The sequence below is a fragment of the Enterobacter sp. WI-ESBL-E8 genome (genome assembly GCF_053364895.1).
The window spans coordinates 322,806-349,271 of record NZ_JBRWXJ010000001.1; the positions used below are offsets into that span (position 1 = coordinate 322,806).

A 26,466-nucleotide genomic window follows, 5' to 3' on the forward strand; every position below is an offset into this window, starting at 1 on the left:
GAGAAACTATGCTGCCAACTCAATCAACCCGATTAAACAAATACATTAGCGAGAGCGGGATCTGCTCACGTCGCGAGGCGGACCGTTACATTGAACAGGGTAACGTGTTCCTCAACGGCAAACGCGCCACGATTGGTGACCAGGTGATGCCTGGCGACGTGGTCAAAGTGAATGGTCAGCTCATCGAGCCGCGCGATGCTGAAGACCTGGTGTTTATCGCGTTGAATAAACCGGTTGGGATTGTCAGCACCACGGAAGACGGTGAGCGGGACAACATCGTTGATTTCGTGAACCACAGCAGCCGTATCTTCCCGATTGGCCGTCTGGATAAAGACTCTCAGGGGCTGATTTTCCTCACCAACCATGGCGATCTGGTCAACAAAATTCTGCGTGCCGGTAACGATCACGAGAAAGAGTACATCGTGACGGTGAATAAGCCGGTCACGGACGAGTTTATTCGCGGCATGGGCGCCGGTGTGCCAATCCTCGGTACCGTCACGAAAAAGTGTAAGGTGAAGAAAGAAGCACCGTTCGCGTTCCGCATTACCCTGGTGCAGGGCTTAAACCGTCAGATCCGCCGTATGTGCGAATACTTTGGCTATGAGGTGACGAAGCTCGAGCGCACGCGCATTATGAACGTCAGCCTGTCCGGTATCCCGCTGGGGGAGTGGCGTGATTTAACCGGCGACGAGCTGATTGAGCTGTTCAAGCTCATCGAGAATTCCTCGTCCGAAGCGAAGCCGAAGGCTAAAGCAAAACCGAAAACCCAGGCGATTAAGCGCCCGGTGGTGAAGGCGCCGCAGGCGGAAGAGAAAGGACGTGGCAAACCGGCCAACGGGAAGCGCTTTGTCCAGCCTGGCCGTAAAAAGAAAGGGCGCTAGTTAGCGCCTTCCACGGGTAGAGGTCGTGGCCGACCAGGAGAAGGTCGTTTCTGTATCCGGCTTATAGGCCTGCTGCTTTTTCAGTTTGCGGGCTTTCTTCGCCTCGGCGTCACGCTGAGCCATCAGTTTATCGATGTACTCTTTTTTCACCTGATTGGTTTCGGCGTTCGTCAGCGTACGGCCATGTGCGATGCGTGCACGGTCGAGAAGCGTTTTAAGTTCGCGCTGCTCGGCTTCCGTCATGTCTTTCTGGGTCAATCGTGGTGTAGCCATTGCTGAAGCCTCCTGAGAGAGAGGCTTCAGTGTAAAGCAAGTACCGCCAATTAACCCTGTTTCACCGCATCTTTTTTCGTTTGCCCATCAATCGGTTTGCCGGACCAGTAGCCCGCCAGCAGCGAACCGGACAGATTATGCCAGACGGAGAACAGGGCCCCCGGCAGTGCCGCGAGCGGTGAGAAGTAGATTTTCCCGAGCGCCGCCGCCAGGCCGGAGTTCTGCATGCCCACCTCGATTGCCAGCGTGCGGCAGGTCGACTCGTCAAAGCCAAACAGCTTCCCGCCCCAGTAGCCGCCCAGCAGGCCGATGGTGTTATGCAGTACCACCGCGACAATCACCACAAATCCTACGGAAGCAATGTGTGACGCGGAACCCGCCACCACGGCGCTGATGATGGCCAGAATACAGACCATCGAAAACGCAGGCAGATACGGCTCAACCGCTTTCACCACGCGTGGGAAAAGATGGTGAATCACCAGGCCCAGCGCAATCGGGATCACCACGATTTGCAGAATGCTCAGCAGCATGCCCATCACGTCCACCTGAATATGCGCGTCCACGTACAGGCGGGTCAACAGCGGTGTGGCAATCACGCCAACCAGCGTTGAGACGGAAGAGATAGTGACGGAGAGCGCCACGTCGCCTTTCGCAAGAAAGATCATCACGTTGGACGCTGTGCCGCTGGCTACGCTACCTACCAGCACCATCCCGGCGGAGAGGTCAGGCGGCATCTTAAAGGCCATCGCCAGCAGCCACGCCGCAAGAGGCATCACCAGGTAGTGGAGGAAGATCCCTGCGGCAACCGGAGCCGGGCGGGACAGCACGCGCTTAAAGTCGTCGATTTTCAGATGCACGCCCATGCCCAGCATAATGAGCATCAGCAGGGTGGTGACCCACGGGCCAATACCGGTGAACGTGGTGGGGGTATAATACGCGAGTACGGAGAGCAGCAGCGCCCATAACGGGAACAGCCGCGTGATGGCGGATAACATAGTGGTTTCCTTGCAGTATTGTCGTGTTGTTTAGTTATGAAAAAGCCGGGTCTGTGCCCGGCTTGTAGATAATGTTTATCGTGCTAACGAATTTTATTCAAACAAATTCTGATGAAGTTTCTGCACCACCTGCTCGGCCTGATCGGCTGGCACCAGGAAGCAGAGGTTATAGCTGGATGCGCCGTAGCAAATCATACGAATGCTGAACGGGTCGAGTACGCCGAACACTTCTTTGCCGACGCCGCAGGCGCGCGACAGTTTGTTACCGATGATGGCAACCAGCGCCAGGTCTTCTTCCACTTCCACGCGGCACAGCTCAGACAGCTCAATCAGCAGCGACTGCGTCAGCAGGGTATCGCCCGTGGAGGTGGAGCCGGTAGTGTCCAGCGTCAGCGCAATGCTCACTTCAGAGGTGGTGATCAGATCCACGGAGATATTGTGCCGCGCCAGAATGCCAAACACCTCCGCCAGGAAACCGCGGGAGTGCAGCATATTGTGGCTGTGGAGCGTCACCAGCGTCTGGCGACGGCGCAGGGCCAGCGCGCGGAACAGCGGTGGGTTTTCCGTTTTCTTGCACACCAGCGTACCGCCCGCTTTTGGATCTTTACTGGAGCCGACGAAGACCGGAATATCGCTGCGTACGGCGGGCAGCAGCGTAGCAGGGTGCAGCACTTTCGCGCCGAAGGTGGCCATTTCCGCCGCTTCTTCAAACGCGATCACATCAATACGTTTCGCCGCGGAAACGACGCGCGGGTCGGTGGTGTAAATGCCCGGAACGTCAGTCCAGATATCGACGCGGGTGGCATGCAGGGCTTCGCCCAGCAGAGCGGCGGTATAGTCGCTGCCGCCACGGCCAAGCGTTGTCGTACGCCCTTTTGCTTCACTGCCGATAAAGCCCTGGGTGATCACGATACCCTCTGCCAGACGCGGTGCTAGCTGCTGAGTGGTCAGCTCGGCCAGCGCTTCAACGTCCGGCTCGGCGCGGCCGAAGCGATCGCTGGTACGCATCACTTTACGCACGTCAAACCACTGCGCCTGAATGTTACGTTCGCGCATGATCTCCACAAACAGCAGCGTGGACATCAGTTCACCGTGGCTGACCAGTTCGTCAGTCAGGGCGGTGGAGGTTGCCAGAGAAGCAGCTTCTGCCAGGGTGGTGATGTTTTCCAGCAGACGTTCCACTTCTTCGCGGATGACGTTCGGGTTCTGCAGACGTTCAAGAATGTCGAACTGAATTTTGCGCAGTGCATCCAGCTTCACGAAACGTTCGGTCGCTTCCAGTCCTTCAGACAGAGAAACCAGCAGGTTCGTCACGCCGGCAGAGGCGGAAAGCACCACCAGGCGGGTATTCGGATCGGCCAGCACCACATCGGCGCTGCGGTTCATGGCATCGTAATCGGCCACACTGGTGCCGCCAAATTTGGCGACCACAAAACTCGTCATAACAACCTCGTGTCAGGGAATGAATAAGCGACCATGGCACAAGAGTGAAACGAAAACAGGTGCAGGCGCAAAATACGGCCCTATAAATAAAATGCGGGGGAGGTCCTGTCAATGCTGGGATTATGCGGATTTTTTATGGGGGGGTACCCCTGAGAAACAGGACTTATAACAGCACCAGATTTTATGCTCCGTTTTAGGGTATTTTGACCGACATTTCGCCGCCCCGGGAGGGCTCTTCAGCAGCTATACTTTTCGGGTCTTTTCACCTGCGTTTGATGCAGGCCAGGGCAATGGCATAAAAACCATCACAATTTTTATTTGCAGGCGCTACAATCGACCGCAGTCACAATTCTCAAATCAGAAGAGTATTGCTAATGAAAAACATCAACCCAACGCAGACCGCTGCCTGGCAGGCACTCCAGAAACATTTTGATGAAATGAAAGACGTCACCATCGCGGACCTGTTCGCGAAAGATGCCGATCGTTTCAGTAAGTTCTCCGCGACCTTCGACGACCTGATGCTGGTGGATTTCTCCAAAAACCGCATTACCGAAGAGACGCTGGCAAAACTGCAGGATCTGGCGAAAGAGACCGAGCTTGCTGACGCCATCAAATCCATGTTCTCCGGTGAGAAGATCAACCGCACCGAAGACCGTGCCGTGCTGCACGTAGCCCTGCGTAACCGTAGCAATACGCCAATCATCGTTGACGGCAAAGACGTCATGCCGGAAGTCAACGCGGTGCTGGAAAAGATGAAAGCCTTCTCTGAAGCAATCATCTCCGGAAGCTGGAAAGGCTACACCGGCAAACCGATCACCGACGTGGTTAACATCGGTATCGGCGGTTCTGACCTCGGCCCGTTCATGGTGACCGAAGCGCTGCGCCCTTACAAAAACCACCTCAACATGCACTTCGTCTCTAACGTTGATGGTACCCACATCGCCGAAGTGCTGAAGAACGTGAACCCGGAAACCACGCTGTTCCTGGTGGCGTCCAAAACCTTCACCACCCAGGAAACCATGACCAACGCCCACAGCGCGCGCGACTGGTTCCTGAAAACCGCGGGCGACAACAAGCACGTGGCGAAACACTTCGCGGCGCTGTCCACCAACGGTAAAGCGGTCAGCGAGTTCGGCATCGACACCGCGAACATGTTTGAGTTCTGGGACTGGGTCGGCGGTCGTTACTCTCTGTGGTCCGCGATCGGTCTGTCCATCATTCTCTCCGTGGGCTTCGACAACTTCGTTGAGCTGCTCTCCGGCGCGCACGCGATGGATAAACATTTCTCCACGACCGCTCCTGAGAAAAACCTGCCGGTACTGCTGGCGCTGATCGGTATCTGGTACAACAACTTCTTCGGTGCTGAAACCGAAGCCATCCTGCCGTACGACCAGTACATGCACCGCTTTGCAGCCTACTTCCAGCAGGGCAACATGGAATCCAACGGTAAATACGTTGACCGTAACGGCAACGCGGTGGATTACCAGACCGGCCCAATCATCTGGGGCGAGCCGGGCACCAACGGTCAGCACGCGTTCTACCAGCTGATCCACCAGGGCACCAAAATGGTACCGTGCGATTTCATCGCTCCGGCTATCACCCATAATCCGCTGTCCGACCACCATCCGAAGCTGCTGTCGAACTTCTTCGCCCAGACCGAAGCGCTGGCGTTCGGTAAATCCCGCGAGGTGGTTGAGCAGGAATACCGCGATCAGGGTAAAGACCCGGCAACCCTGGACCACGTTGTTCCGTTCAAAGTATTCGAAGGCAACCGCCCAACCAACTCCATCCTGCTGCGCGAAATCACGCCGTTTAGCCTGGGTGCGCTGATTGCCCTTTATGAGCATAAAATCTTCACGCAGGGCGCGATCCTGAACATCTTCACCTTTGACCAGTGGGGCGTTGAGCTGGGCAAACAGCTGGCAAACCGTATCCTGCCAGAGCTGGGTGACGATAAGGCGATTGCCAGCCATGACAGCTCGACAAATGGTTTGATCAACCGCTATAAAGCATGGCGCGCGTAATTAAAACGTCATGAAAACGTGCCGGCGAAATGCCGGCATTTTTTTATCGGATAATTCCTGATGTCTGTTATTTAGCTCTAATTCCTTTACTGAGTTTTATCTGAAAAAAGCCGTTAACCCGTTAATCACTGCGGTTTACTTTCGGAATATACGGATAATGCAATGACCTTTATTTAATTCTATATCACTGATTTGCTTGTTTTTTATATTCCGTTAATTCTCCTTATATTTCAATTTTATCCATTAGTCTGAAAACCCCTTTCCTATTTCCCCTTACGGCAAACCCGCGGCGGGAGTTGTGTATACTCGAATCCGCCTGAAATTCTTTTTGGGCAAATCTCCATTCATTAAATGAAGGGAAATTCTTATGAAGAAAGTACTGTATGGCATTTTTGCCATATCTGCGCTTGCGGCGACATCTGTCTATGCTGCTCCGGTTCAGGTCGGGGAAGCGGCAGGTTCGGCTGCGACGTCTGCGTCTGCGGGGAGTTCTACCGCGGCCAGCGCCAGCACCGTAAGTTCAGCCGTGGGTGTCGCGCTGGCGGCAACCGGTGGCGGTGATGGCTCCAATACCGGAACCACGACCACTACGACAACCAGCACCCAGTAATAGCGGGTGTTTTAATCATAACCACACTTCGGTGTGGTTATTCTGGCTTTTCAGTAGCCTTCGGGACCTGTAGGCCGGGTAAGCGCAGCGCCACCCGGCAATAATGCGGAGAAGAGTCGTGAAGCGACCTGGGATCATCCTGATTTGCCTGCTTTTGCAGGCGTGCTCGGCCACCACCAAAGGGCTGGGAAACTCACTGTGGGACAGCATGTTCGGCACGCCGGGCGTGCATCTGACCGATGACGAACTGCAGAACATGCCTTATGCCAGTCAGTACATGCAGCTTAACGATGGCCCGCAGCTGTTTGTGGTGCTCGCTTTCGATGAAAACGGGCAGCAGAAATGGGTGACGCAGGATCAGGCCACCATCGTGACGCAGCACGGTCGTATCGTAAAAACCCTGTTGGGCGGCGATAACCTGCTTGAGGTAAATAACCTCGCTGCCGACCCGCTGATCAAACCTAACCAGGTTACCGACGGCGCAAGCTGGACGCGCACGATGGGCTGGACCGAACATAAGCAGGTGCGTTACGCCACGGCGCGCTCTACCTTCCGATGGGACGGCACGGACAGCGTCAGCGTGGGCAGCGACGAAACCCGTGTTCGCGTGCTGGATGAAGAAGTCGTCACTGACCAGGCCACCTGGCATAACCGCTTCTGGATTGACGAAGACGGGCAGATCCGCCAGTCCCTGCAGTATCTCGGCGCCAATTTCTTCCCGGTGAAGAGCACTCTGATCAAGGCGGCGAAATCATGAAAATGCTTATCCAGGTTGCGCTTCTCGCCAGTCTTGCCGCGCCGCTGGCATGGTCCGCCGGGACGGTACAGGTCTACACGCCGGACAGTGAAAAACCCAAGACCTTAACTAACGCAGATCATCTGCTCGATCTCGTCGGGCAGCCCAGGCTTGCCAACAGCTGGTGGCAAGGGGCGGTGATCGGCGAGCGTCAGGCAACGGTTAAGGCGGAGCAAGAGCATCTTGCGCTGCTGGCTCGCCTGACGGGTTTGGCGGAGCAGGAAGACGGCGACGATGTCGCAGCCATTAACCACGTTCGCCAGCAGCTGCAGGCGCTGAAGGTGACAGGTCGCCAGAAAGTGAACCTTGACCCAGATGAAGTGCGCGTTACGGAAAAGGGCAACCCTACGCTTGAAGGGGATTACACCCTCTGGCTACCTGCCCAGCCTTCCACCATTACCGTTTTCGGGCTTATCAGCAGCCCGGGTAAAAAGCCCTTTATGCCTGGCCGCGATGTGGCGAGCTACCTCGACGAGCAGAGCCTGCTGAGCGGGGCGGATAACAGCTACGCCTGGGTCGTTTACCCTGACGGGCACACGCAAAAAGCGCCGGTTGCTTACTGGAACAAGCGCCATATCGAACCCATGCCAGGCAGCATTATTTTTGTCGGTTTTGCCGACCATTTCTGGACGAAGGCATATGACGGGCTTAACGCCGATATCCTTCACTCCCTGATTCAGCGGATACCGGAATAATGAAAAGAATCCATCTCTACAGCATGCTGGCGCTCTGCGTGAGTGCCGCCTGCCATGCAGAAACGTATCCGGCACCCATTGGCCCGTCTCAGTCAGACTTCGGCGGCGTCGGTTTACTGCAAACGCCTACCGCGCGGATGGCGCGGGAAGGGGAAATTAGCCTTAACTACCGCGATAACGACCAGTATCGCTACTACTCGGCGTCGGTGCAGCTGTTCCCGTGGCTTGAAACCACGCTGCGCTATACCGACGTGCGTACTAAACGGTACAGCAGCGTAGAGGCGTTCTCCGGCGATCAGACCTACAAGGATAAAGCCTTCGACGTCAAACTGCGCCTGTGGGAAGAGAGCTACTGGATGCCGCAGGTGTCCGTGGGTGCGAAAGATATCGGCGGTACCGGTCTGTTTGATGCGGAATACGTCGTGGCCAGCAAAGCCTGGGGGCCGTTCGACTTCTCGCTCGGCCTGGGGTGGGGCTATCTGGGCACCAGCGGCAACGTGAAAAACCCGTTTTGCTCCTACAGCGATAAATACTGCTACCGCGATAACAGCTATCAGAAAGCGGGCTCTATCAACGGCGACCAGATGTTCCACGGTCCGGCGTCGCTGTTTGGCGGCGTTGAATATCAGACGCCCTGGCAGCCATTGCGCCTGAAGCTGGAGTATGAAGGGAATGACTACTCGCAGGACTTCGCCGGGAAGATTGAGCAGAAGAGCAAGTTTAACGTCGGCGCCATTTATCGCGTCACTGACTGGGCCGACGTTAACCTCAGCTACGAGCGTGGCAATACGGTGATGTTTGGCTTCACGCTGCGCACCAACTTCAACGACATGCGCCCGCACTACAATGATAACGCGCGGCCTGCCTATCAGCCGGAGCCGCAGGATGCGATCCTGCAGCACTCCGTGGTGGCAAACCAGCTGACGCTGCTGAAATACAATGCCGGTCTGGCGGATCCGAAGATTCAGACCAAGGGCGATACGCTTTACGTCACCGGCGAGCAGGTGAAATACCGCGACTCGCGGGAAGGGATCGAGCGCGCCAATCGGATCGTTATGAACGATCTGCCGGAGGGGATCCGCACGATCCGCGTGACGGAGAACCGCCTCAACCTGCCGCAGGTTACAACCGAAACGGACGTCGCCAGCCTCAAGCGCCATCTGGAAGGCGAACCGCTCGGGCATGAAACCGAGCTGGTGCAAAAACGCGTTGAGCCGGTGGTGCCGGACACCACCGAACAGGGCTGGTATATCGATAAATCGCGCTTTGATTTCCATATCGATCCGGTGCTGAACCAGTCCGTCGGCGGGCCTGAAAACTTCTACATGTATCAGCTGGGCGTCATGGCGACGGCGGATCTGTGGCTCACCGACCACCTGCTGACCACCGGCAGCCTGTTCGGCAACATCGCCAACAACTACGACAAGTTCAACTACACCAACCCGCCTAAAGACTCGAAACTGCCGCGCGTGCGTACCCGTGTGCGTGAATACGTGCAGAACGATGCCTACGTGAATAACCTGCAGGCCAACTACTTCCAGTACTTCGGCAACGGCTTCTACGGCCAGGTCTACGGCGGGTATCTGGAAACCATGTACGGCGGGGCGGGGGCAGAGGTGCTGTATCGTCCGGTAGACAGCAACTGGGCGTTTGGTGTTGATGCCAACTACGTCAAGCAGCGCGACTGGCGCAGCGCGCAGGACATGATGAAGTTCACCGACTACAGCGTCAAAACGGGCCATCTGACCGCCTACTGGACACCGTCGTTCGCACCTGACGTGCTGGTGAAAGCCAGCGTGGGCCAGTACCTGGCAGGCGATAAGGGCGGTACGCTGGATATTTCTAAACACTTCGACAGCGGCGTGGTGGTAGGCGGTTACGCGACGATCACCAACGTCTCGCCGGACGAGTACGGGGAAGGGGACTTCACCAAAGGGGTCTATGTGTCGATTCCGCTGGATCTGTTCTCGTCAGGCCCAACCCGCAGCCGCGCGGCTATTGGCTGGACGCCGCTGACGCGTGACGGCGGCCAGCAGCTGGGTCGTAAGTTCCAGCTGTATGATATGACCAGCGATAAGAACATTAACTTCCGCTGATGCTTCACGCCGGGCGGCACTGCGTTTGCCCGGCCTACTATTTTGTAGGCCCGGTAAGCGCAGCGCCACCGGGCGAATCACAAGCGGCGCAGTAGCCTCGCTGGGTTCCCGGCATAGACACCTTTCTCGACGATCGATTTCGTCACCACGCTTCCCGCCCCAATCACCGCGCCATCGCAGATGGAGACCGCCAGAATGGTGGCACCGCTGCCTATCGAGACATCATTCCCCACGGTAATGCGTCCCCAGCTGTTCCGGTCAGCGTTGGGTTTGCCTTCGCGGAACATATCGTTGGCAAACATTACCCCATGGCCAATAAAGCAGCGTTTGCCTACGGTGACGTACTCGCAAATGAAGGTGTGCGACTGAATTTTGCTGTCGTCGCCAATGTACGTATTGCCCTGGATTTCAACAAACGGGCCGATGAATACGCCGTTGCCGAGCACGCAGTCATAAAGATTGGCGGGTTCGTAAAGGGTGACATTTTCACCGCAGGTTACGTTGCGAACCCCGGTAGGTTTACGTTCCATCGGTTACCTCCGTACATAAAACATAATTAAAAAATATAGATCCACGTCACATTTTTGCGTTATACAGGAACCTCGCCCTGGAGAATGAGGTGCTGTATGACATCCCTGACTCGTCCGCGCGTTGAGTTTATCTCAACAGTCCTCCAGACCGTACTGAACCTCGGTCTGTTGAGCCTTGGCCTGATACTGGTCGTCTTTTTGGGTAAAGAGACGGTGCATCTGGCGGATGTACTGTTCGCCCCCGAGCAAACCAGCAAATATGCGCTGGTGGAAGGACTGGTGGTCTACTTTCTCTACTTTGAATTTATCGCCCTGATTGTGAAGTATTTTCAGTCAGGCTTTCACTTCCCGCTACGTTATTTTGTCTACATTGGGATCACCGCGATAGTGCGGCTGATCATCGTCGATCATAAATCTCCCCTTGATGTGCTGATCTACTCCGCGGCGATCCTGCTGCTGGTGATCACCCTCTGGCTGTGTAATTCGAAGCGGCTGAAGCGAGAATAAAAAAATGGCGCTCCGAAGAGCGCCTAACAACAGTCACAAGTTGGGTCAATACAATACGTCTAAAGTTGAGGGTTGCAGTGGCATAACAAAATGAAACTTAACCTTTCACACCGCCCGCCGTCAGGCCGTTGACCAGCCAGCGCTGTGCCAGCAGGAACACCACGGTAATCGGGATGGCGGAGAGTACGGCCGCCGCGGCAAAGTCGCCCCACAGGTAGTTTTGCGGGTTGAGGTATTGCTGCATACCGACGGCCAGGGTGTAGCTGTTTACATCGCGCAGCAGCAGCGACGCAACCGGCACTTCGGTGATGGCGGCGATAAACGACAGGATAAACACCACCGCCAGGATAGGCACCGACAGCGGCAGCAGAACCAGACGGAACGCCTGCCACGGGGTTGCGCCATCCAGCGCGGCCGCTTCTTCCAGCGAGCCATCGATGGTTTCGAAATAGCCTTTAATGGTCCACACGTGCAGCGCGATACCGCCAAGGTAGGCGAAGATCACGCCGCCGTGGGTATTCAGACCGATAAACGGCACGTACTGGCCCAGGCGGTCAAACAGGGCATACAGCGCCACCAGCGACAGCACCGCCGGGAACATCTGGAAAATCAGCATCCCTTTCAGCAGCGTCGCTTTGCCAGGGAAACGCATACGGGCGAAGGCGTAAGCACAGGTCGTGGAGAGCGTCACGATGCCGATAGCGGTGATTGTCGCCACTTTGACCGAGTTCCACAGCCACAGCAGGACCGGGAACGGCGGCGGCGTGACGCGGCCATCCGCGTGTTCCACGCTGAAGCCCAGCGCGAGCTTCCAGTGCTCCCAGGAGATTTCGTCCGGGATCAGGCTCCCGGTGGCGAAGTTACCCGAACGCAGGGAGATGGCGATAACCATCAGCAGCGGGAACATGATCGCCGCAATAAAAATCAGCAGGCCTAAGTGCGTCGCCAGGAGGCGCAACTTCTGAGATTTGGGTTGTACCATAGCCATGATCAATGCCCTCCTTAGTCAAATTTCATACGTGTGGCTTTCAGGTTCACAATCGCCAGGGCGCCGACCAGCAGGAAGATCAGGGTGGCTATTGCCGCCGCCAGACCGAAGTCCTGACCGCCGCCGCCTTCGAAGGCGATACGGTAGGTGTAGCTCACGAGCAGGTCGGTATAGCCTGCCGGCGTCGTGGTGCCAAGGCGGTCCGGGCCACCGTTGGTCAACAGCTGAATCAGCACGAAGTTGTTAAAGTTAAAGGCGAAGCTGGCAATCATCAGCGGGGTCAGCGGCTTGATGAGCAGCGGCAGCGTAATTTTGAAGAAGTTCTGGAACGGACCCGCGCCGTCCATCGCCGAGGCTTCGTACAGGTCGTCCGGGATGGCCTTCAGCAGCCCCATGCACAGAATCATCATGTACGGATAACCCAGCCAGGTATTCACGATGATAATCATCGAGCGGGCGGTGGTCGGGTCGCTGAACCAGGCCGGTTTGATGCCGAACAGGGCGCTCAGCATCATGTTGATTTCACCGAAGCTCTGGTTGAACAGCCCTTTGAAAATCAGAATCGAGATAAACGACGGTACGGCATAGGGCAGGATCAGCAGCACGCGGTAAATCGCTTTGCCTTTCAGGGATTCCCACTGGACGAGGCAGGCCAGCACCATGCCCACGGCAACGGTCAGGATCACGGTCAGCACCGAGAAGACGACCGTCCAGACGAAGATGGCGAAGAACGGTTTCTGAATGCCTTCATCGGTGAATACGCGGGTAAAGTTATCCCAGCCGATGGTCACGGTATAGCCCGGGCTGAGTTTGTCATCACCCCATTTGCCGTCGGCAGTAATGGATTGATAGAAACCAATGTCGTTGTTCGGACGATATTTCACGCCGCTCTGGTTGTTGGTCAGCGTACCGTCATCCGCCAGGGTGTAGAGTGGCTGTGTGCCGGAGAACTGGCGCAGCGAGCTCATGGTCACTTTGCTTTCATCTGGCAGCACGGCGGTGAGCTGGGTCAGCGCCTGGCGGTTCTGGGTAATGACGCGCAGGTTGGCACGTTCACCTTCCGGCAGCGCTGCGGCCTCTTTTAGGGTCAGCTTCTGCTCGCCGCCAAATTTGAACGCGTCGGAGACATAGTATTTGCTGCTTGCTTCGTCAGTAAGCGCTAACTTCCACTCGTTACCAGCAGGATACAGGCCGAAGTTAAAGGTCTTACCGGCCTGATAAGAGCGATCCAGAAGCACCTGCGTTGCGCGTTCTTGCGCGAGCTGGTTAGTGCTGCTGTAGTTGGTGAACGCAATGGCGATGGTACAGATCAGCGGGAAGAGAACAAACAGCCCCATTCCGGCCACGCCAGGGTAGACATAGCGCCAGGCGTAGGCTTTACGGTTGGCGAAAATATACAGGCCAGCAGAGCTTAAAATCAGCGTCATGATGGCAAACAGATATTCCCCTTGTACGTACATTAAAACAACAAGGTAACCCACCAGCAGGCACAGCAGACCTATCACTGACCACTTCAGCGCGTCGCTTTGCCACCAGTGCTTCTTTTTAATGACATCCATGGGGTTCTTCCTCTACAACGGTGGAAACTTATCGTCAGGTGGCGCTTCGCTTACCTGACCTACGGATCGTGCCGTAGTCGTAGGGCGGGTAAGCGCATGCGCCACCCGCCGTTTTTCAGACTTACTTAGTAATACGACCCTGAGCATCTTTCAGCGCGGCATCGACAGTCTGACGACCGCTTGCGGCGTTGATGACGGCTGTACGCGTGGCGTACCAGAACGCGGCCATCTGTGGGATGTTCGGCATGATTTCGCCTTTCTGGGCGTTATCCATGGTCGCTGCGATGCGTGGATCTTTCGCCAGATGATCCTGGAAGGATTTCAGCGCAACGGCGCCCAGCGGTTTGTCCTTGTTCACTTCGTCCAGACCCTGATCGGTCAGCAGGTAGTTTTCCAGGAACTCTTTCGCCAGCTCTTTGTTCGGGCTGGCGGCGTTGATACCAGCGCTCAGCACGCCCACGAACGGTTTAGACGGCTTGCCGTTGAAGGTTGGCAGCAGCGTGACGCCGTAGTTGATTTTGCTCTTATCGATGTTGGTCCAGGCCCACGGACCGTTGATGGTCATCGCGGTTTCGCCTTTGTTGAACGCCGCTTCCGCGATGGAGTAATCGGTATCCGCGTTCATGTGTTTATTCTTGATGAGGTCAACCAGGAAGGTCAGGCCTGCTTTCGCGCCAGCGTTGTCTACGCCCACGTCTTTCACGTCGTATTTGCCGTTTTCAAACTTGAACGCGTAACCGCCGTCGGCAGCAATCAGCGGCCAGGTGAAGTACGGTTCCTGCAGGTTGAACATCAGCGCAGATTTACCTTTCGCCTTCAGCTCTTTATCCAGTTTCGGGATCTCTTCCCAGGTCTTCGGCGGGTTTGGTACCAGGTCTTTGTTGTAAATCAGGGACAGGGCTTCAACCGCGATTGGGTAAGCAATCAGTTTGCCGTTATAGCGAACGGCATCCCAGGTGAACGGGAACAGTTTGTCCTGGAACGCTTTGTCCGGGGTGACTTCAGCCAGCAGACCAGACTGCGCGTAACCGCCGAAACGGTCATGTGCCCAGAAGATAATGTCCGGGCCGTCGCCGGTTGCGGCAACCTGCGGGAATTTCTCTTCCAGCTTGTCCGGGTGCTCTACGGTAACTTTGATACCGGTGTCTTTCTCGAATTTTTTGCCCACTTCGGCCAGGCCGTTATAGCCTTTGTCGCCGTTAATCCAGATAACCAGCTTGCCTTCTTCAATTTTGGCGAGCGCCGGTGCGGAAATCATCATTGCTGCAAGGGCGGACAATGCGAAAACGCGTGCGCCAGTCTTGATATTCATATCTGCCATCCTTTTGGTGATGTCTCGTGGTATGACTTCAGTGGTTCAACGTGACTCAGTCTCCTTATTTGACATCCTCTTTCCATCCTCCCAACCCCTACGCCCCACCCCCGGTTTGTGTGATCTCCGTTGCATAAATTTAAGTTATGAGTGCTGGCGCACATAAAAACACACCCAATTTTGCAGGCCGCTTCACGAATTTCGCCTCAGCCCGCCAGCGGCGGTCGCAGAGCCTGCTCTCTCATCCTCCCGCCTCCTCCCCCATAAAAAAGCCGGGGGGTGGAGGATTCAGGAAAGTAATGGATACCCCATAGTGAACTTATCTTGAATGTTTCTGTCGGTGACAGGTTGTAACGAAGGGAGAAGGGCATGGCGAGCGTACAGCTGCGTAATGTAACGAAAGCCTGGGGTGACGTTGTGGTGTCGAAAGACATCAATCTGGACATCAACGAAGGTGAATTCGTGGTGTTTGTTGGCCCATCAGGCTGTGGTAAATCTACTCTGCTGCGTATGATTGCCGGTCTTGAAACCATCACCAGCGGCGACTTGCTGATCGGTGATACCCGAATGAACGACATCCCACCTGCCGAACGTGGCGTCGGCATGGTGTTCCAGTCTTATGCACTCTATCCCCATCTTTCCGTTGCCGAGAACATGTCCTTTGGCCTGAAGCTGGCCGGCGCGAAAAAAGAGGTCATTAACCAGCGCGTCACGCAGGTGGCGGAAGTGTTACAGCTGGCGCACCTGCTGGAGCGTAAACCAAAAGCGCTTTCCGGTGGACAGCGTCAGCGCGTGGCGATTGGTCGTACCCTTGTCGCCGAGCCGCGCGTGTTCCTGCTCGATGAACCGCTTTCCAACCTGGATGCCGCCCTGCGCGTCCAGATGCGCATTGAAATCTCCCGTCTGCACAAACGCCTTGGCCGCACGATGATTTACGTCACCCACGATCAGGTCGAAGCGATGACCCTGGCGGACAAAATCGTGGTGCTGGATGCCGGTCGCGTGGCGCAGGTGGGTAAACCGCTGGAGCTGTATCACTACCCGGCAGACCGCTTTGTTGCGGGCTTCATTGGCTCGCCAAAGATGAACTTCCTGCCCGTTAAAGTGACCGCGACAGCTATTGAACAGGTACAGGTGGAGCTGCCAAACCGTCAGCAGGTCTGGCTGCCGGTCGACAGCGCCAACGTACAGGTCGGGGCAAACATGTCCCTGGGTATTCGTCCTGAACATTTACTCCCGAGCCACATCGCCGATGTGACCCTGGAAGGTGACGTTCAGGTCGTCGAACAGCTTGGTCACGAAACACAGATTCATATCCAGATCCCCGCCATCCGTCAGAACCTGGTCTACCGCCAGAATGACGTGGTGTTGGTAGAAGAGGGTGCCAAATTCGCTATCGGCTTGCCGCCAGAGCGTTGCCATCTGTTCCGTGAGGATGGCACTGCATGTCGTCGGTTGCACAAAGAGCCAGGCGTTTAAGCAATCCCAAAAGAAGACACGAAACCGACAGGTGAAGTGTTCAAAGAAAAGCAATGATCTCAGGAGATAGAATGATGATTACTCTGCGCAAACTTCCTCTGGCAGTTGCCGTCGCAGCGGGCGTAATGTCTGCTCAGGCACTTGCCGTGGATTTCCATGGTTATGCTCGTTCCGGTATCGGCTGGACGGGGAGTGGCGGTGAACAACAATGCTTCCAGGCAACAGGTGCACAAAGTAAATACCGTCTCGGTAACGAATGTGAAACCTATGCTGAATTGAAACTGGGCCAGGAAGTGTGGAAAGAGGGCGATAAAAGCTTCTACTTCGACACCAACGTAGCGTACTCCGTGGCGCAGCAGAACGACTGGGAAGCCACTGACCCGGCGTTCCGTGAAGCCAACGTGCAGGGTAAAAACCTGATTGAGTGGTTGCCTGGATCTACTATCTGGGCCGGTAAGCGCTTCTATCAGCGTCATGACGTCCACATGATCGATTTCTACTACTGGGATATCTCTGGTCCTGGTGCGGGTATTGAAAACATCGACCTGGGCTTCGGTAAACTGTCTCTGGCCGCGACCCGTTCTCAGGAAGCTGGCGGCTCTTACATCTTCACCAGCAACGATATCTATCATAACTTCAAAGATACCGCTAACGACGTCTTTGATGTGCGTTTAGCGCAGATGGAAATCAACCCGGGCGGTACGCTGGAACTGGGTGCTGACTATGGTCGTGCTAACAAAACTGACGGTTACAGCTTCGCGGACGGCGCATCTAAAGATGGCTGGATGTTCACTGCTGAACATACCCAGAGCATGCTGAAAGGCTACAACAAGTTTGTTGTCCAGTACGCTACCGATGCAATGACCACTCAGGGCAAAGGTATTCCGCAGGGTTCCTTCACCGGCAACGACTATGACAAAGACACTGAAATTGGTGTTGTAGACAACAAGATTAATAACAACGGCTCACTGGTACGTATTCTCGACCATGGTGCCATCTCTCTGGGTGACAGCTGGGATCTGATGTACGTCGGTATGTATCAGGATATCGATCGTGACGACAATAACGGTACGACCTGGTACACCGTGGGTGTGCGCCCAATGTACAAATGGACGCCAATCATGAGCACCTTGCTGGAAGTTGGCTACGACAACGTTAAGTCGCAGAAAACTGACGATACCAACAACCAATACAAAATTACCCTTGCACAGCAATGGCAGGCAGGTAACAGCATCTGGTCTCGTCCAGCGATCCGTGTCTTCGCAACTTATGCGAAGTGGGATGAGAAATGGGGTTATGACAACGGCATCGCAAAAAGCGATACCAAAGCCACAACCTACAGCCGTGGTGACAACGATGAGTGGTCCTTCGGCGCCCAGATGGAAATCTGGTGGTAATCCCGTCTTAATCTGACGTAATGACCAAACTGAGGGGCGAAAGCCCCTCAATCCTTGGGACGGCGCGCTATTGCCTGGCTACCGCTGACCTGTGCATTTTGAGGTGATAACAATGAAAATGAACAAAACTCTCCTTGCCCTTTGTTTATCCGCAGGGCTACTGGCCAGCGCGCCTGCTGTAACGCTCGCTAATGTGAATTTCGTTCCGCAAAACACAACATCCGCGCCAGCCATTCCGTCAGCTGCGTTGCAACAGCTGGTCTGGACGCCTGTCGATCAATCTAAAGCCCAAACAACCCAGCTGTCGACGGGCGGGCAGCCGCTTAATGTCCCGGGTATCAGTGGTCCGGTTGTTGCATACAGTGTGCCTGCAAATATTGGGGAACTGACGTTGACGCTCACAAGTGAAGTCAATAAACAGACCAGCGTATTTGCGCCGAATGTGCTCATCCTTGACCAAAATATGACGCCTTCTGCGTTCTTCCCGAGCGAATACTTTAACTATCAGGCACCGGGTGTCATGAGTGCGGACCGCCTGGAAGGGGTGATGCGACTGACGCCTGCGCTGGGTCAGCAGAAAATTTACGTTCTCGTTTTCACCACGGAAAAAGATTTGCAGCAAACCACCACGTTGCTTGACCCTGCGAAGGCCTATGCCAAAGGCGTAGGTAATGCCGCACCAGATATCCCGGACCCGATTGCCCGCCACACCACTGATGGCCTGATCAAACTGAAAGTTTCCACCAACAGCGCCTCCAGCGTACTCGTTGGCCCACTGTTTGGCTCGTCTGGCCCAGGCCCGGTGACCGTGGGGAATACCGCTGCACCTGCTTATACCGCGCCAGCTGCCACGGCGGCCGCACCGGCAGCGACCGCGACCGCAGCGCCGGCCCCGGCGAAGAAAGCTGAGCCGGTACTGAACGACACCGAAGAATACTTCAACAACGCCATTAAGCAGGCGGTGAAGCGCGGCGATGTCGATAAAGCGCTGAAACTGCTTGATGAAGCCGAACGTTTAGGTTCAACCACTGCCCGTTCCACCTTTATCAGCAGTGTAAAAGGCAAGGGGTAACCGTTTCCCCACAGTGCTGATTTGTTAGTCGTTTGGTGCGCCTGAGTGGGCGCACTTTTTTTGTCGCTGATCAAAGGCAATCAGTTCAGAACGCATTTTCCCTGACGCGGAAAGAACGAATGATGCGATCCCAGATTTCCACCAGTTCAGCATCGCTGTAGGCCGGTGGGGATGAGACATCACTTCCTTCAGGTAAGATTTCATTGCTTAATGTCAGATCAAGGCTGGGGTGTGCAAAATCAGCGTTGGTTTCATTGGCTACGGCGGTAAAGATTAGTTGTTTTGGCGAATTATCGGATGATTTGTCTGGCGGGGCGGTGATTAGCCATTCACTGGCATCAAAACCGGCAATGCGTGCTTCTCCTTTTCGCAGCGTGCTTCCGTCTATGCTGTTGATGTAAGACTGAATTTCTCCGCTGCGCTCCAGCATGGTTGTGCTTTCCTTGAGGGCGTTATTGCTCCAGACTGAAAAAGAAAACACCGAACTATGCGGGTAAACAAAGGTAATATCTTCCTTAGCCTTTCCGTTTCCGTCGCGGATAAACCCTTGCGGAATGCAGGTCCCGGGCACGGAAGGAATATCCTCGTCACGCCGTCCGCTGAGCCGGGACATGAGGCCCTGTAATTCTGCCAGTTTTTGGGGTTTATCATTCGCCATCCAGTCAGGTCTTCCCGCCTCCTTGCGCAGATAAAACGCTCGCTCTTTAGCGAAGCGCGGATCAGAATAATCGATAATTTCCTGCGTCAGGATAAACGCCACTCCGTCAACGTAGAGATGGCCCTCCAGAATGCGCCCGAACCCCGCCACACTCTCATTTTCATTGCGGTCAAAAATCATCGCATTATCACTCAGCTTGTATACCTGCTTGAGAAAAGGCTGATCTACAGGGTCCACGGTAGCGCTGTTTTTCAGTTTCTGTTCCCGCAACCGGATACGCTGCTCAAACGCCGGACGGTAGAGCCGCTTGCTGCTGATGCGGATCTCATTAATCTGTGCCCGGTCAGTCAGGGTGTTTTCGAATGAGGCCGGAACGTCAAACACATAGCGCCCCACGCACTGGGATTTGGTGGTGGCAAAGAGAGTATTAACCATACGTTTTTCCTTGTCCGTTAACGCCGGGGGCGCATGCACGAATGTCACATAGTTATGGATGTAATATCCTGCCGCCAGCAGCAGGAGCGTCACCGTGACAATCAGAGGGGATGTGTCTTTTTTCATGGGGCGGGAGCCTGCTGCACAATCTTTATCACTACATTTTCCTTTTGTTGTGATACCCGGTTCAGAACGCATTTTCCCTGACGCGGAAAGAACGAATGATGCGATCCCAGATTTCCACCAGTTCAGCATCGCTGTAGGCTGGGGGGGGCAGGGTATGATTGCTCAATGTCACATCGATAATTGGATGCCGAAAATCGACCACTTTTTCATTAGCTATCACGTTAAAAAGCAGCTGCCCGGACGGGGTGTCCGGTGATTTTTCTGATGGAGCGGTATTGAGCCATTCATCAGCCTCAAATCCTGCAATCTGTGTTTTTGCCTTACGCAGTGTCTTCGCATTGATCCGGGCCAGGTAGGGCTGAATCTCATCACTTCGCTCCAGCATACTCGCTGGATCGCCAAGATAAGTATTAGTGGAAACCGACAGGGAAAAGACCGGGTTATGTGGATATACAAAGGTAATATCTTCCTTAGGCTTTCCGTTTCCGTCGCGGATAAACCCTTGCGGAATACAGGTGCCGGGCACGGAAGGAATATCCTCGTTATACCGTCCGCTCAGCCGGGACATGAGGTCCTGTAATTCTGCCAGTTTCTGGGGTTTATCATTCGCCATCCAGTCAGGTCTTCCCGCCTCCTTGCGCAGATAAAACGCTCGCTCTTTAGCGAAGCGCGGATCAGAATAATCGGTAATTTCCTGCGTGAGGATAAACGCCACTCCGTCAACGTAGAGATGGCCTTCCAGAATGCGCCCAAATCCCGCCACACTCTCATTTTCATTGCGGTCAAAAATCATCGCATTATCACTCAGCTTGTATACCTGCTTGAGAAAAGGCTGATCTACAGGGTCCACGGTAGCGCTGTTTTTCAGTTTCTGTTCCCGCAACCGGATACGCTGCTCAAACGCCGGACGGTAGAGCCGCTTGCTGCTGATGCGGATCTCATTAATCTGTGCCCGGTCAGTCAGGGTGTTTTCGAATGAGGCCGGAACGTCAAACACATAGCGCCCCACGCACTGGGATTTGGTGGTGGCAAAAAGAGTATTAACCATACGTTTTTCCTTGTCCGTTAACGCCGGGGGCGCATGCACGAATGTCACATAGTTATGGATGTAATATCCTGCCGCCAGCAGCAGGAGCGTCAGCGTGACAATCAGGGGGGATGTGTCTTTTTTCATGGGGCGGGAACCTGCTGCACAATTTTCACCACCGAGCGAACCGTGAACACCAGTGCGTCGGAGAGATCGCTGTATACCGAGCGGGAGCGATCGACAGGATCGACAGCATAAGCTCCTTCATGATCGACATCTGTCGCCATGACGCCCTGTATACGGGAAGAGTAGGTGCGGACGGAGGTGGTCGGCACGGTCCCATCACCAGGGCTTGCGGATGAAATTAATTGATGAGCCCTTAACGGGGACAGTTCAAAAGGGTTAGCTGCATTTTCCCTGCACCTCTGCGCTTCCTTAACGCTCTGGGGGATCTGCTCTTCCCATGTCAGGAACCCATCGGAAGGGTTACTCTCGCTGGCACCGTAAAATAACCATGTCTGGGGATGGTACTGTCCATTCAGTTTTTCGATGAATTTATAAACGGAGTCTTTCATCCGCTTAACAAAAGCATCCCATTCTCTGCCAGTATCATCCAGCAACAAATCCTGCTCACATAGCCGCCACCACGCTGTTTTGTTTAGATAAATTTCCTCATACGGATCGGCCACCGGGAGGGAGAGTTGAGTCTCTTTACTGTTGATTTTCAGCCATCCCGGACCATAAGCCATGCCCGGCAGAAGCTGTAACGGACCGGGAGACTGTGCCAGCACCGGCATCAGCTTTTCTGCACTGTCTCCGATAATCATTCCAGTGATGCCACGCTCACCAATCTTCATGCGGCGATAAGCTGCAGGTGAGCCGAGATCCGGCATGACGCCGTGTACGATGCCCAGGATTGAGTCCTGCCCGCCCATATTTTCCGAGTAATGGCGGGCGACCAGTCCGCCCATCGAATGGGTGATCAGGATGACCTTGTTGACTGCCAGGCGTCCGTGATACGTACTCAGCACCTTACGGATATATTCGCCCAGCAACGCCGCAGAGTCCGCATTCGATTGCAGCCAGTTGTAACCAAAAACGTGCAGAGGGAATAAGAACTTGTGCCCGTGAGCAACTTCTTCTTCGATTAGCACCTGCTCCTGAGGCTCGTCACCGATTCTGACGCCGATAAAACGCTGCCGTGCCGTTTGCAACTGTGTCTCCCGAAAGTAATTATCCATCAGAATATCGTCGTCGCTGAGCAGATATTGCAGCCGGTCAAGCGCCTCACCGTAGCTCATGTAAAACGCACTTCCCCATCCGCGGGCGCGACGGGACGGGAATTTTTTGCCATCCGCACCGTCGTTTAAAATTTCCCCGGAGTCATCAACGACGGTGGTCTTTGGATCAAGCAGTTGTTTTCTTTTTTTTGCATTGGCTAATGGCAATTTCACGAGCGAAGTTGCACTGAACTGCCAGACTTCACCATCCTCATTTTTTAAGTTTGACCCCATCACTCCAGGAATAAAGATCACCGGGATCACTTTTGAAGGGGGCTTGAGACAAACCGAGATGTGGTTTTTGTCTTTTGGCTGAGCAACAACCTGATAATGAAACGTGCCATCGTCATCCCAGATGGGACGATGATAAGACCGATTAGGGGGGCTATTTTTATTGTCATCCATGTATTAAGTTCCTGATATTCCTTCCCGAGAGCCGCATTAGCTCACAATTTATCCGTGCGATACTTAACCAAAATCAAGTTCTGCTGTTGCTGCCACGAACATTTCTCCCGCCTTGTTGCGCCCTTGTTGCGATAACGATCGTTAAATAACGTTTGGCCCCCCTCAATCCGCGTTTCTGCGATACAATGCCATTACGTTATGTATCGGAGAGTCTGGCATGTCACACCCCGCGCTAACGCAACTGCGTGCGCTGCGCTATTTCGACCAAATACCTGCGCTTGATCCGCAGCAGCTTGACTGGCTGTTGCTGGAAGATTCCATGACGAAACGTTTTGAGCAGCAGGGTAAAACGGTTACGGTGACCCTGATTCAGGAAGGGTTTGTCTCCGGCGATGAGATCGCCAGCGAGCTGCCGCTGCTGCCGCAGGAGCCACGCTACTGGCTGCGTGAAATTTTACTCTGTGCTGACGGTGAGCCATGGCTTGCCGGGCGGACGGTGGTGCCTGAGTCCACCCTTTCCGGACCCGAGCTGGCGCTGCAGCGCCTGGGGAAAACGCCGCTGGGGCGTTACCTCTTCACCTCGTCTGAACTTACCCGGGATTTTATTGAAATTGGTCGTGATGCCGAACTGTGGGGGCGTCGTTCCCGCCTTCGCCTGAGCGGTAAGCCGTTAATTCTGACGGAGCTTTTTTTACCGGCATCGCCGTTGTACTAAGAGGAAGAAAAAATGGAGTGGAGCCTGACGCAGAGTAAGCTGTTGGCTTATCACCGCTTAATGCGTACCGATAAACCTATTGGCGCGCTACTGTTGCTGTGGCCGACCCTGTGGGCGCTGTGGGTTGCAACGCCGGGCGTGCCGCCGCTGTGGATCCTCGGCGTGTTTGTTGCCGGCGTCTGGCTGATGCGTGCGGCGGGCTGCGTGGTCAATGACTATGCCGACCGCAAATTTGACGGCCATGTCAAACGGACTGCCGGTCGTCCGTTGCCCAGCGGGCAGGTCACCGGAAAAGAAGCCCGCGTGCTGTTCATCGTTCTGGTGCTGCTCTCCTTCCTGCTGGTGTTAACCCTGAACACCATGACCATTCTGCTTTCCGTGGCAGCGCTGGCGCTGGCCTGGGTTTACCCGTTTATGAAGCGCTACACCCACCTGCCGCAGGTGGTGCTGGGCGCGGCGTTTGGCTGGTCGATTCCGATGGCGTTTGCCGCCGTCAGCGAGTCGTTACCGCTCAGCTGCTGGCTGATGTTCCTGGCGAACATTCTCTGGGCCGTGGCCTACGACACCCAGTACGCGATGGTTGACCGCGACGACGACCTGAAGATTGGCATCAAATCAACCGCCATCCTTTTTGGCCGTCAGGACAAGCTGATTATCGGTATTCTGCAGGTCGCTGTGCTGGCCTTGATGGTCGCGATCGGCCGCCTGAACGGGCTGAACTGGGAGTTTTACTGGTCAGTGCTGGTGGCGGGACTGCTGTTTGCCTATCAGCAGAAGCTGATCGCTAAGCGCGAACGTGACGCCTGTTTTAAAGCGTTTATGAACAATAACTACGTTGGCCTGGTGCTGTTTTTAGGCCTGGCGATGGGCTATTTCTTATAAAAAAAGTCGGGTGGCGGCTTCGCCTTACCCGACCTACGCGTTAGCAGAAAATGCAGGCCCGGTAGGTGTTAGCGCCACCGGGCTTTTTTTTACCGGCGACGCAGCAGCCGAAGCGCGTTCGCCGTAACCAGCACCGTTGCCCCGGTATCCGCCAGCACCGCCAGCCACAGCCCGGTCATGCCCAGCAGCGTGGTCACCAGGAAAATCCCCTTCAGCCCCAGCGCGATGCCGATGTTCTGCCGAATATTGGCCCGCGTCGCGCGCGCAAGCGCGATGGTCTGCGCCAGCCCCGTCAGACGGTTATGCGTTAATGCCGCGTCGGCGGTCTCCAGCGCCACGTCGGTACCGCTGCCCATCGCGATGCCAATGGTTGATGCCTTCATCGCTGGGGCATCGTTAATGCCGTCACCAACCATCGCCAGCGGGGCGTGCCTGTTCAACTCCGTCACCGCGCTGACCTTGTCGGCGGGCAACAATCCGGCTTTATACTCAAGCCCCAGTTCGCCAGCAATGGCCGCCGCCGCGCGAGGGTTATCCCCGGTCAAAATCACACCCTGCACCCCCAGCTGATGCAGCGCCGCTACGGCCTCTTTTGCATCCTCACGCAGGGTATCGCGCAGCGCCAGAATGCCTTTCATGACGCCGTCCTGCATGACGGCAACGACCGTCTGTCCGGCCTTCTCTAACGCCTCGACCTGTGGATCGGCGGCGTGGCCCGCTGCGACAATCAGCACGTTTTTGCCTTCGACGCTGGCCTCAATCCCTGACCCTACCAGCGCTCGCTGCGCCGTCGCCGCCGGGATCGCTAACCCTCTCGCCTGCGCTTCACGCACGATCGCCTGCGCCAGCGGGTGGGTTGACCCCTGTTCGACGGCGGCGGCCAGCGTCAGCAGTTCGTTTTCACTGATACCCTGCGGATAAACGCCGGTCACCTGCGGCTTGCCGACGGTCAACGTGCCGGTTTTATCGAAGGCGATTTGCTGGACCTGGCTCAGCTGCTCCAGCGCCGCGCCGCCCTTAATCAGCGCGCCGCGACGTGCCGCTGCCGCCAGCCCGGACGTAATGGCCGCCGGGGTGGAGATGACCAGCGCGCACGGGCAGCCAATCAGCAGCAGCGTCAGCCCTTTATAAATCCAGCCCTCCCACTGCGCGCCGAAGAACAGCGGCGGCACGATGGTAACCAGCAGGGCAACCAGCATAATGGCGGGCGTGTAGATCCGGCTGAAGCGGTCGATAAAGCGTTCAACCGGCGCGCGGCGTTCTTCGGCCTCTTCAATCAGCTTCAGGATGCGGTCAATGGCGCTGTCACCCGGTTCGGACAGGACCTTAAGCTGCACCAGACGGTCGACGCTGGTGGCGCCCGCAGGCACTTTTTCGCCCACTGCGCGCTCTACCGGAATGGACTCCCCGGTGAGGGCGCTTTCATCGAAGCTTGCCGTGGCGGTGAGCAACTCACCGTCCGCGGGCAGACGCCCCCCTGCGGACACTTCAATCACGTCGCCGGGGCGGAGCGTACTGATAGCGACCGTTTCACGCGTGCCGTTTACCACGCGCGTGGCGGTTTCCGGTTTCAGGGCCATTAACGCGCTGACCCCTTTACGCGCGCGGCTGGCAGCCCAGCCCTCAAGGCGTTCACCGATTAAGAACAGCAGCAGCACCATCGCCGCTTCTGCCGTTGCGCCAATAAACAGCGCGCCGATGGCGGCCACGCTCATCAGCGTTTCGATGGCGAACCAGCTGCCGCTTTTCATCAGACGCAGCGCCTGTCGGGCAATCGGGAACAGACCGACCAGGGTCGTGGCGATAAACGCCAGATTGCCGAACGGGTGGTTAATCTGTTCCAGCCCCCAGCTCAGGGCCATCATGATGATGAGGGTGATAAGCGGCAGATTTTCTTGCAGGGATGACGTTTTTTCCGCGGGCGCGGTTTCGCTGCGCAGGCTGTAGCCCGCCTTGCTCACTGCGGCTTCCACCTGTTTGCTGACGTCGTTATCGGCGCTGACCAGCAGCTTTTCGGTGGCAAACAGCACCTGTACGTGACTGACGCCCGGCACCTGTTTTACCGCATTTTCAACTTTACGGGCGCAGGCCGCGCAGTCCATACCGTTGACCACCCAGATGTAGCGGCTGCCGCTTTCAGGAAGCGGTTGAGTTTGCGTTTCGCACGCGCCTTCGCAGCAGCAGTCGTCTTTGGACGGAACCGGGCTGAGCTTAAGTGCCGAGAATTGAGGAACTTTTTTGGGTGTTTCTGGAGTCGACATGGCAGTCTCCGGTTAATGAT

The 26,466-nt window shown here is 55.6% G+C and carries 23 protein-coding genes; 12 read left to right on the forward strand and 11 right to left on the reverse strand.

Annotated elements, in window-relative coordinates; genetic code table 11:
• Window positions 1-8: 8 nt before the first annotated feature.
• On the forward strand, window positions 9-881 hold the full coding sequence (gene rluF / locus ACWHWP_RS01540) for a 23S rRNA pseudouridine(2604) synthase RluF (RefSeq protein WP_047345636.1): 873 nt from the start codon (window positions 9-11) through the stop codon (window positions 879-881).
• Here rluF and ACWHWP_RS01545 read toward each other — a convergent pair whose 3' ends face one another.
• The 3 genes from ACWHWP_RS01545 to lysC form a co-directional block, all read right to left on the reverse strand.
• Entirely contained in the window at window positions 882-1,154 is a 273-nt protein-coding gene (locus ACWHWP_RS01545; protein ID WP_059312969.1) for a DUF3811 domain-containing protein, read from the reverse strand.
• A 50-nt stretch (window positions 1,155-1,204) separates the two neighbouring features.
• On the reverse strand, window positions 1,205-2,149 hold the full coding sequence (gene panS, locus ACWHWP_RS01550) for a ketopantoate/pantoate/pantothenate transporter PanS (RefSeq protein ID WP_059312968.1): 945 nt from the start codon (window positions 2,147-2,149) through the stop codon (window positions 1,205-1,207).
• Window positions 2,150-2,242: 93 nt separating this feature from the next.
• A complete protein-coding gene (gene lysC, locus ACWHWP_RS01555) occupies window positions 2,243-3,592 on the reverse strand; it encodes a lysine-sensitive aspartokinase 3 (RefSeq protein ID WP_047345633.1) in 1,350 nt (449 codons plus the stop codon).
• 374 nt (window positions 3,593-3,966) lie between these two features.
• Between lysC and pgi the strand changes: the two genes are divergently transcribed.
• From pgi to ACWHWP_RS01580, 5 genes are all read left to right on the forward strand, one after another.
• Window positions 3,967-5,616: a glucose-6-phosphate isomerase gene (pgi, locus tag ACWHWP_RS01560; protein WP_047345632.1), complete on the forward strand. Its 1,650-nt coding sequence runs from the start codon at window positions 3,967-3,969 to the stop codon at window positions 5,614-5,616.
• Between the two features lie 367 nt (window positions 5,617-5,983).
• The gene (gene yjbE / locus ACWHWP_RS01565) at window positions 5,984-6,226 is read left to right on the forward strand and encodes an exopolysaccharide production protein YjbE (protein WP_008503423.1); all 243 of its coding nucleotides are present in this window, start codon (window positions 5,984-5,986) and stop codon (window positions 6,224-6,226) included.
• A gap of 118 nt (window positions 6,227-6,344) precedes the next feature.
• On the forward strand, window positions 6,345-6,983 hold the full coding sequence (locus tag ACWHWP_RS01570) for a YjbF family lipoprotein (RefSeq protein ID WP_063432020.1): 639 nt from the start codon (window positions 6,345-6,347) through the stop codon (window positions 6,981-6,983).
• Window positions 6,980-7,717: a capsule biosynthesis GfcC family protein gene (locus ACWHWP_RS01575; protein ID WP_074170392.1), complete on the forward strand. Its 738-nt coding sequence runs from the start codon at window positions 6,980-6,982 to the stop codon at window positions 7,715-7,717. Before ACWHWP_RS01570 ends, ACWHWP_RS01575 begins: the two co-directional genes overlap by 4 nt.
• Window positions 7,717-9,813, forward strand: coding sequence for a YjbH domain-containing protein (locus ACWHWP_RS01580; RefSeq protein ID WP_059312965.1), 2,097 nt, complete (start codon window positions 7,717-7,719; stop codon window positions 9,811-9,813). The genes ACWHWP_RS01575 and ACWHWP_RS01580 overlap by 1 nt, the downstream gene beginning before the upstream one ends.
• A gap of 77 nt (window positions 9,814-9,890) precedes the next feature.
• On the opposite strand, the gene ACWHWP_RS01585 is transcribed toward ACWHWP_RS01580, so the two are convergent.
• Window positions 9,891-10,343, reverse strand: a complete 453-nt coding sequence (locus tag ACWHWP_RS01585; RefSeq protein ID WP_059312964.1) for an acyltransferase — start codon at window positions 10,341-10,343, stop codon at window positions 9,891-9,893.
• A 96-nt stretch (window positions 10,344-10,439) separates the two neighbouring features.
• Here ACWHWP_RS01585 and psiE point away from each other — a divergent pair, with 96 nt between their 5' ends.
• A complete protein-coding gene (gene psiE, locus ACWHWP_RS01590; protein ID WP_021242727.1) occupies window positions 10,440-10,850 on the forward strand; it encodes a phosphate-starvation-inducible protein PsiE in 411 nt (136 codons plus the stop codon).
• A 97-nt stretch (window positions 10,851-10,947) separates the two neighbouring features.
• On the opposite strand, the gene malG is transcribed toward psiE, so the two are convergent.
• From malG to malE, 3 genes are all read right to left on the reverse strand, one after another.
• Window positions 10,948-11,838 carry a maltose ABC transporter permease MalG gene (gene malG / locus ACWHWP_RS01595; RefSeq protein WP_003860332.1) on the reverse strand — a complete coding sequence of 297 codons (891 nt, stop codon included), beginning with the start codon at window positions 11,836-11,838 and terminating at the stop codon, window positions 10,948-10,950.
• Window positions 11,839-11,852: 14 nt separating this feature from the next.
• Window positions 11,853-13,397, reverse strand: coding sequence for a maltose ABC transporter permease MalF (gene malF, locus ACWHWP_RS01600; RefSeq protein ID WP_059312963.1), 1,545 nt, complete (start codon window positions 13,395-13,397; stop codon window positions 11,853-11,855).
• A gap of 121 nt (window positions 13,398-13,518) precedes the next feature.
• Window positions 13,519-14,709: a maltose/maltodextrin ABC transporter substrate-binding protein MalE gene (malE, locus tag ACWHWP_RS01605; RefSeq protein WP_059312962.1), complete on the reverse strand. Its 1,191-nt coding sequence runs from the start codon at window positions 14,707-14,709 to the stop codon at window positions 13,519-13,521.
• A gap of 369 nt (window positions 14,710-15,078) precedes the next feature.
• Here malE and malK point away from each other — a divergent pair, with 369 nt between their 5' ends.
• The 3 genes from malK to malM all read left to right on the forward strand — a co-directional run bounded on the left by malK (window position 15,079) and on the right by malM (window position 18,657).
• Complete coding sequence (malK, locus tag ACWHWP_RS01610; RefSeq protein ID WP_059312961.1) at window positions 15,079-16,188, forward strand: maltose/maltodextrin ABC transporter ATP-binding protein MalK; 1,110 nt, start codon at window positions 15,079-15,081, stop codon at window positions 16,186-16,188.
• Between the two features lie 71 nt (window positions 16,189-16,259).
• Complete coding sequence (locus ACWHWP_RS01615) at window positions 16,260-17,585, forward strand: maltoporin (RefSeq protein ID WP_072250765.1); 1,326 nt, start codon at window positions 16,260-16,262, stop codon at window positions 17,583-17,585.
• A 112-nt stretch (window positions 17,586-17,697) separates the two neighbouring features.
• Complete coding sequence (malM, locus tag ACWHWP_RS01620) at window positions 17,698-18,657, forward strand: maltose operon protein MalM (protein ID WP_447854943.1); 960 nt, start codon at window positions 17,698-17,700, stop codon at window positions 18,655-18,657.
• Window positions 18,658-18,742: 85 nt separating this feature from the next.
• Here the strand turns inward: malM and ACWHWP_RS01625 are convergent, their stop codons facing one another.
• The 3 genes from ACWHWP_RS01625 to ACWHWP_RS01635 form a co-directional block, all read right to left on the reverse strand.
• On the reverse strand, window positions 18,743-19,876 hold the full coding sequence (locus ACWHWP_RS01625) for a T6SS immunity protein Tli4 family protein (protein WP_447854944.1): 1,134 nt from the start codon (window positions 19,874-19,876) through the stop codon (window positions 18,743-18,745).
• Between the two features lie 61 nt (window positions 19,877-19,937).
• Entirely contained in the window at window positions 19,938-21,050 is a 1,113-nt protein-coding gene (locus ACWHWP_RS01630; RefSeq protein WP_447854945.1) for a T6SS immunity protein Tli4 family protein, read from the reverse strand.
• On the reverse strand, window positions 21,047-22,588 hold the full coding sequence (locus tag ACWHWP_RS01635) for a PGAP1-like alpha/beta domain-containing protein (RefSeq protein WP_447854946.1): 1,542 nt from the start codon (window positions 22,586-22,588) through the stop codon (window positions 21,047-21,049). Before ACWHWP_RS01635 ends, ACWHWP_RS01630 begins: the two co-directional genes overlap by 4 nt.
• A 217-nt stretch (window positions 22,589-22,805) precedes the next feature.
• Between ACWHWP_RS01635 and ubiC the strand changes: the two genes are divergently transcribed.
• Both ubiC and ubiA read left to right on the forward strand, forming a co-directional pair.
• On the forward strand, window positions 22,806-23,303 hold the full coding sequence (gene ubiC / locus ACWHWP_RS01640) for a chorismate lyase (protein ID WP_023334136.1): 498 nt from the start codon (window positions 22,806-22,808) through the stop codon (window positions 23,301-23,303).
• Window positions 23,304-23,315: 12 nt separating this feature from the next.
• Complete coding sequence (ubiA, locus tag ACWHWP_RS01645) at window positions 23,316-24,185, forward strand: 4-hydroxybenzoate octaprenyltransferase (protein WP_047345622.1); 870 nt, start codon at window positions 23,316-23,318, stop codon at window positions 24,183-24,185.
• Window positions 24,186-24,274: 89 nt separating this feature from the next.
• Here ubiA and zntA read toward each other — a convergent pair whose 3' ends face one another.
• Complete coding sequence (zntA, locus tag ACWHWP_RS01650) at window positions 24,275-26,446, reverse strand: Zn(II)/Cd(II)/Pb(II) translocating P-type ATPase ZntA (RefSeq protein ID WP_063958091.1); 2,172 nt, start codon at window positions 26,444-26,446, stop codon at window positions 24,275-24,277.
• Window positions 26,447-26,466 lie beyond the last annotated feature (20 nt).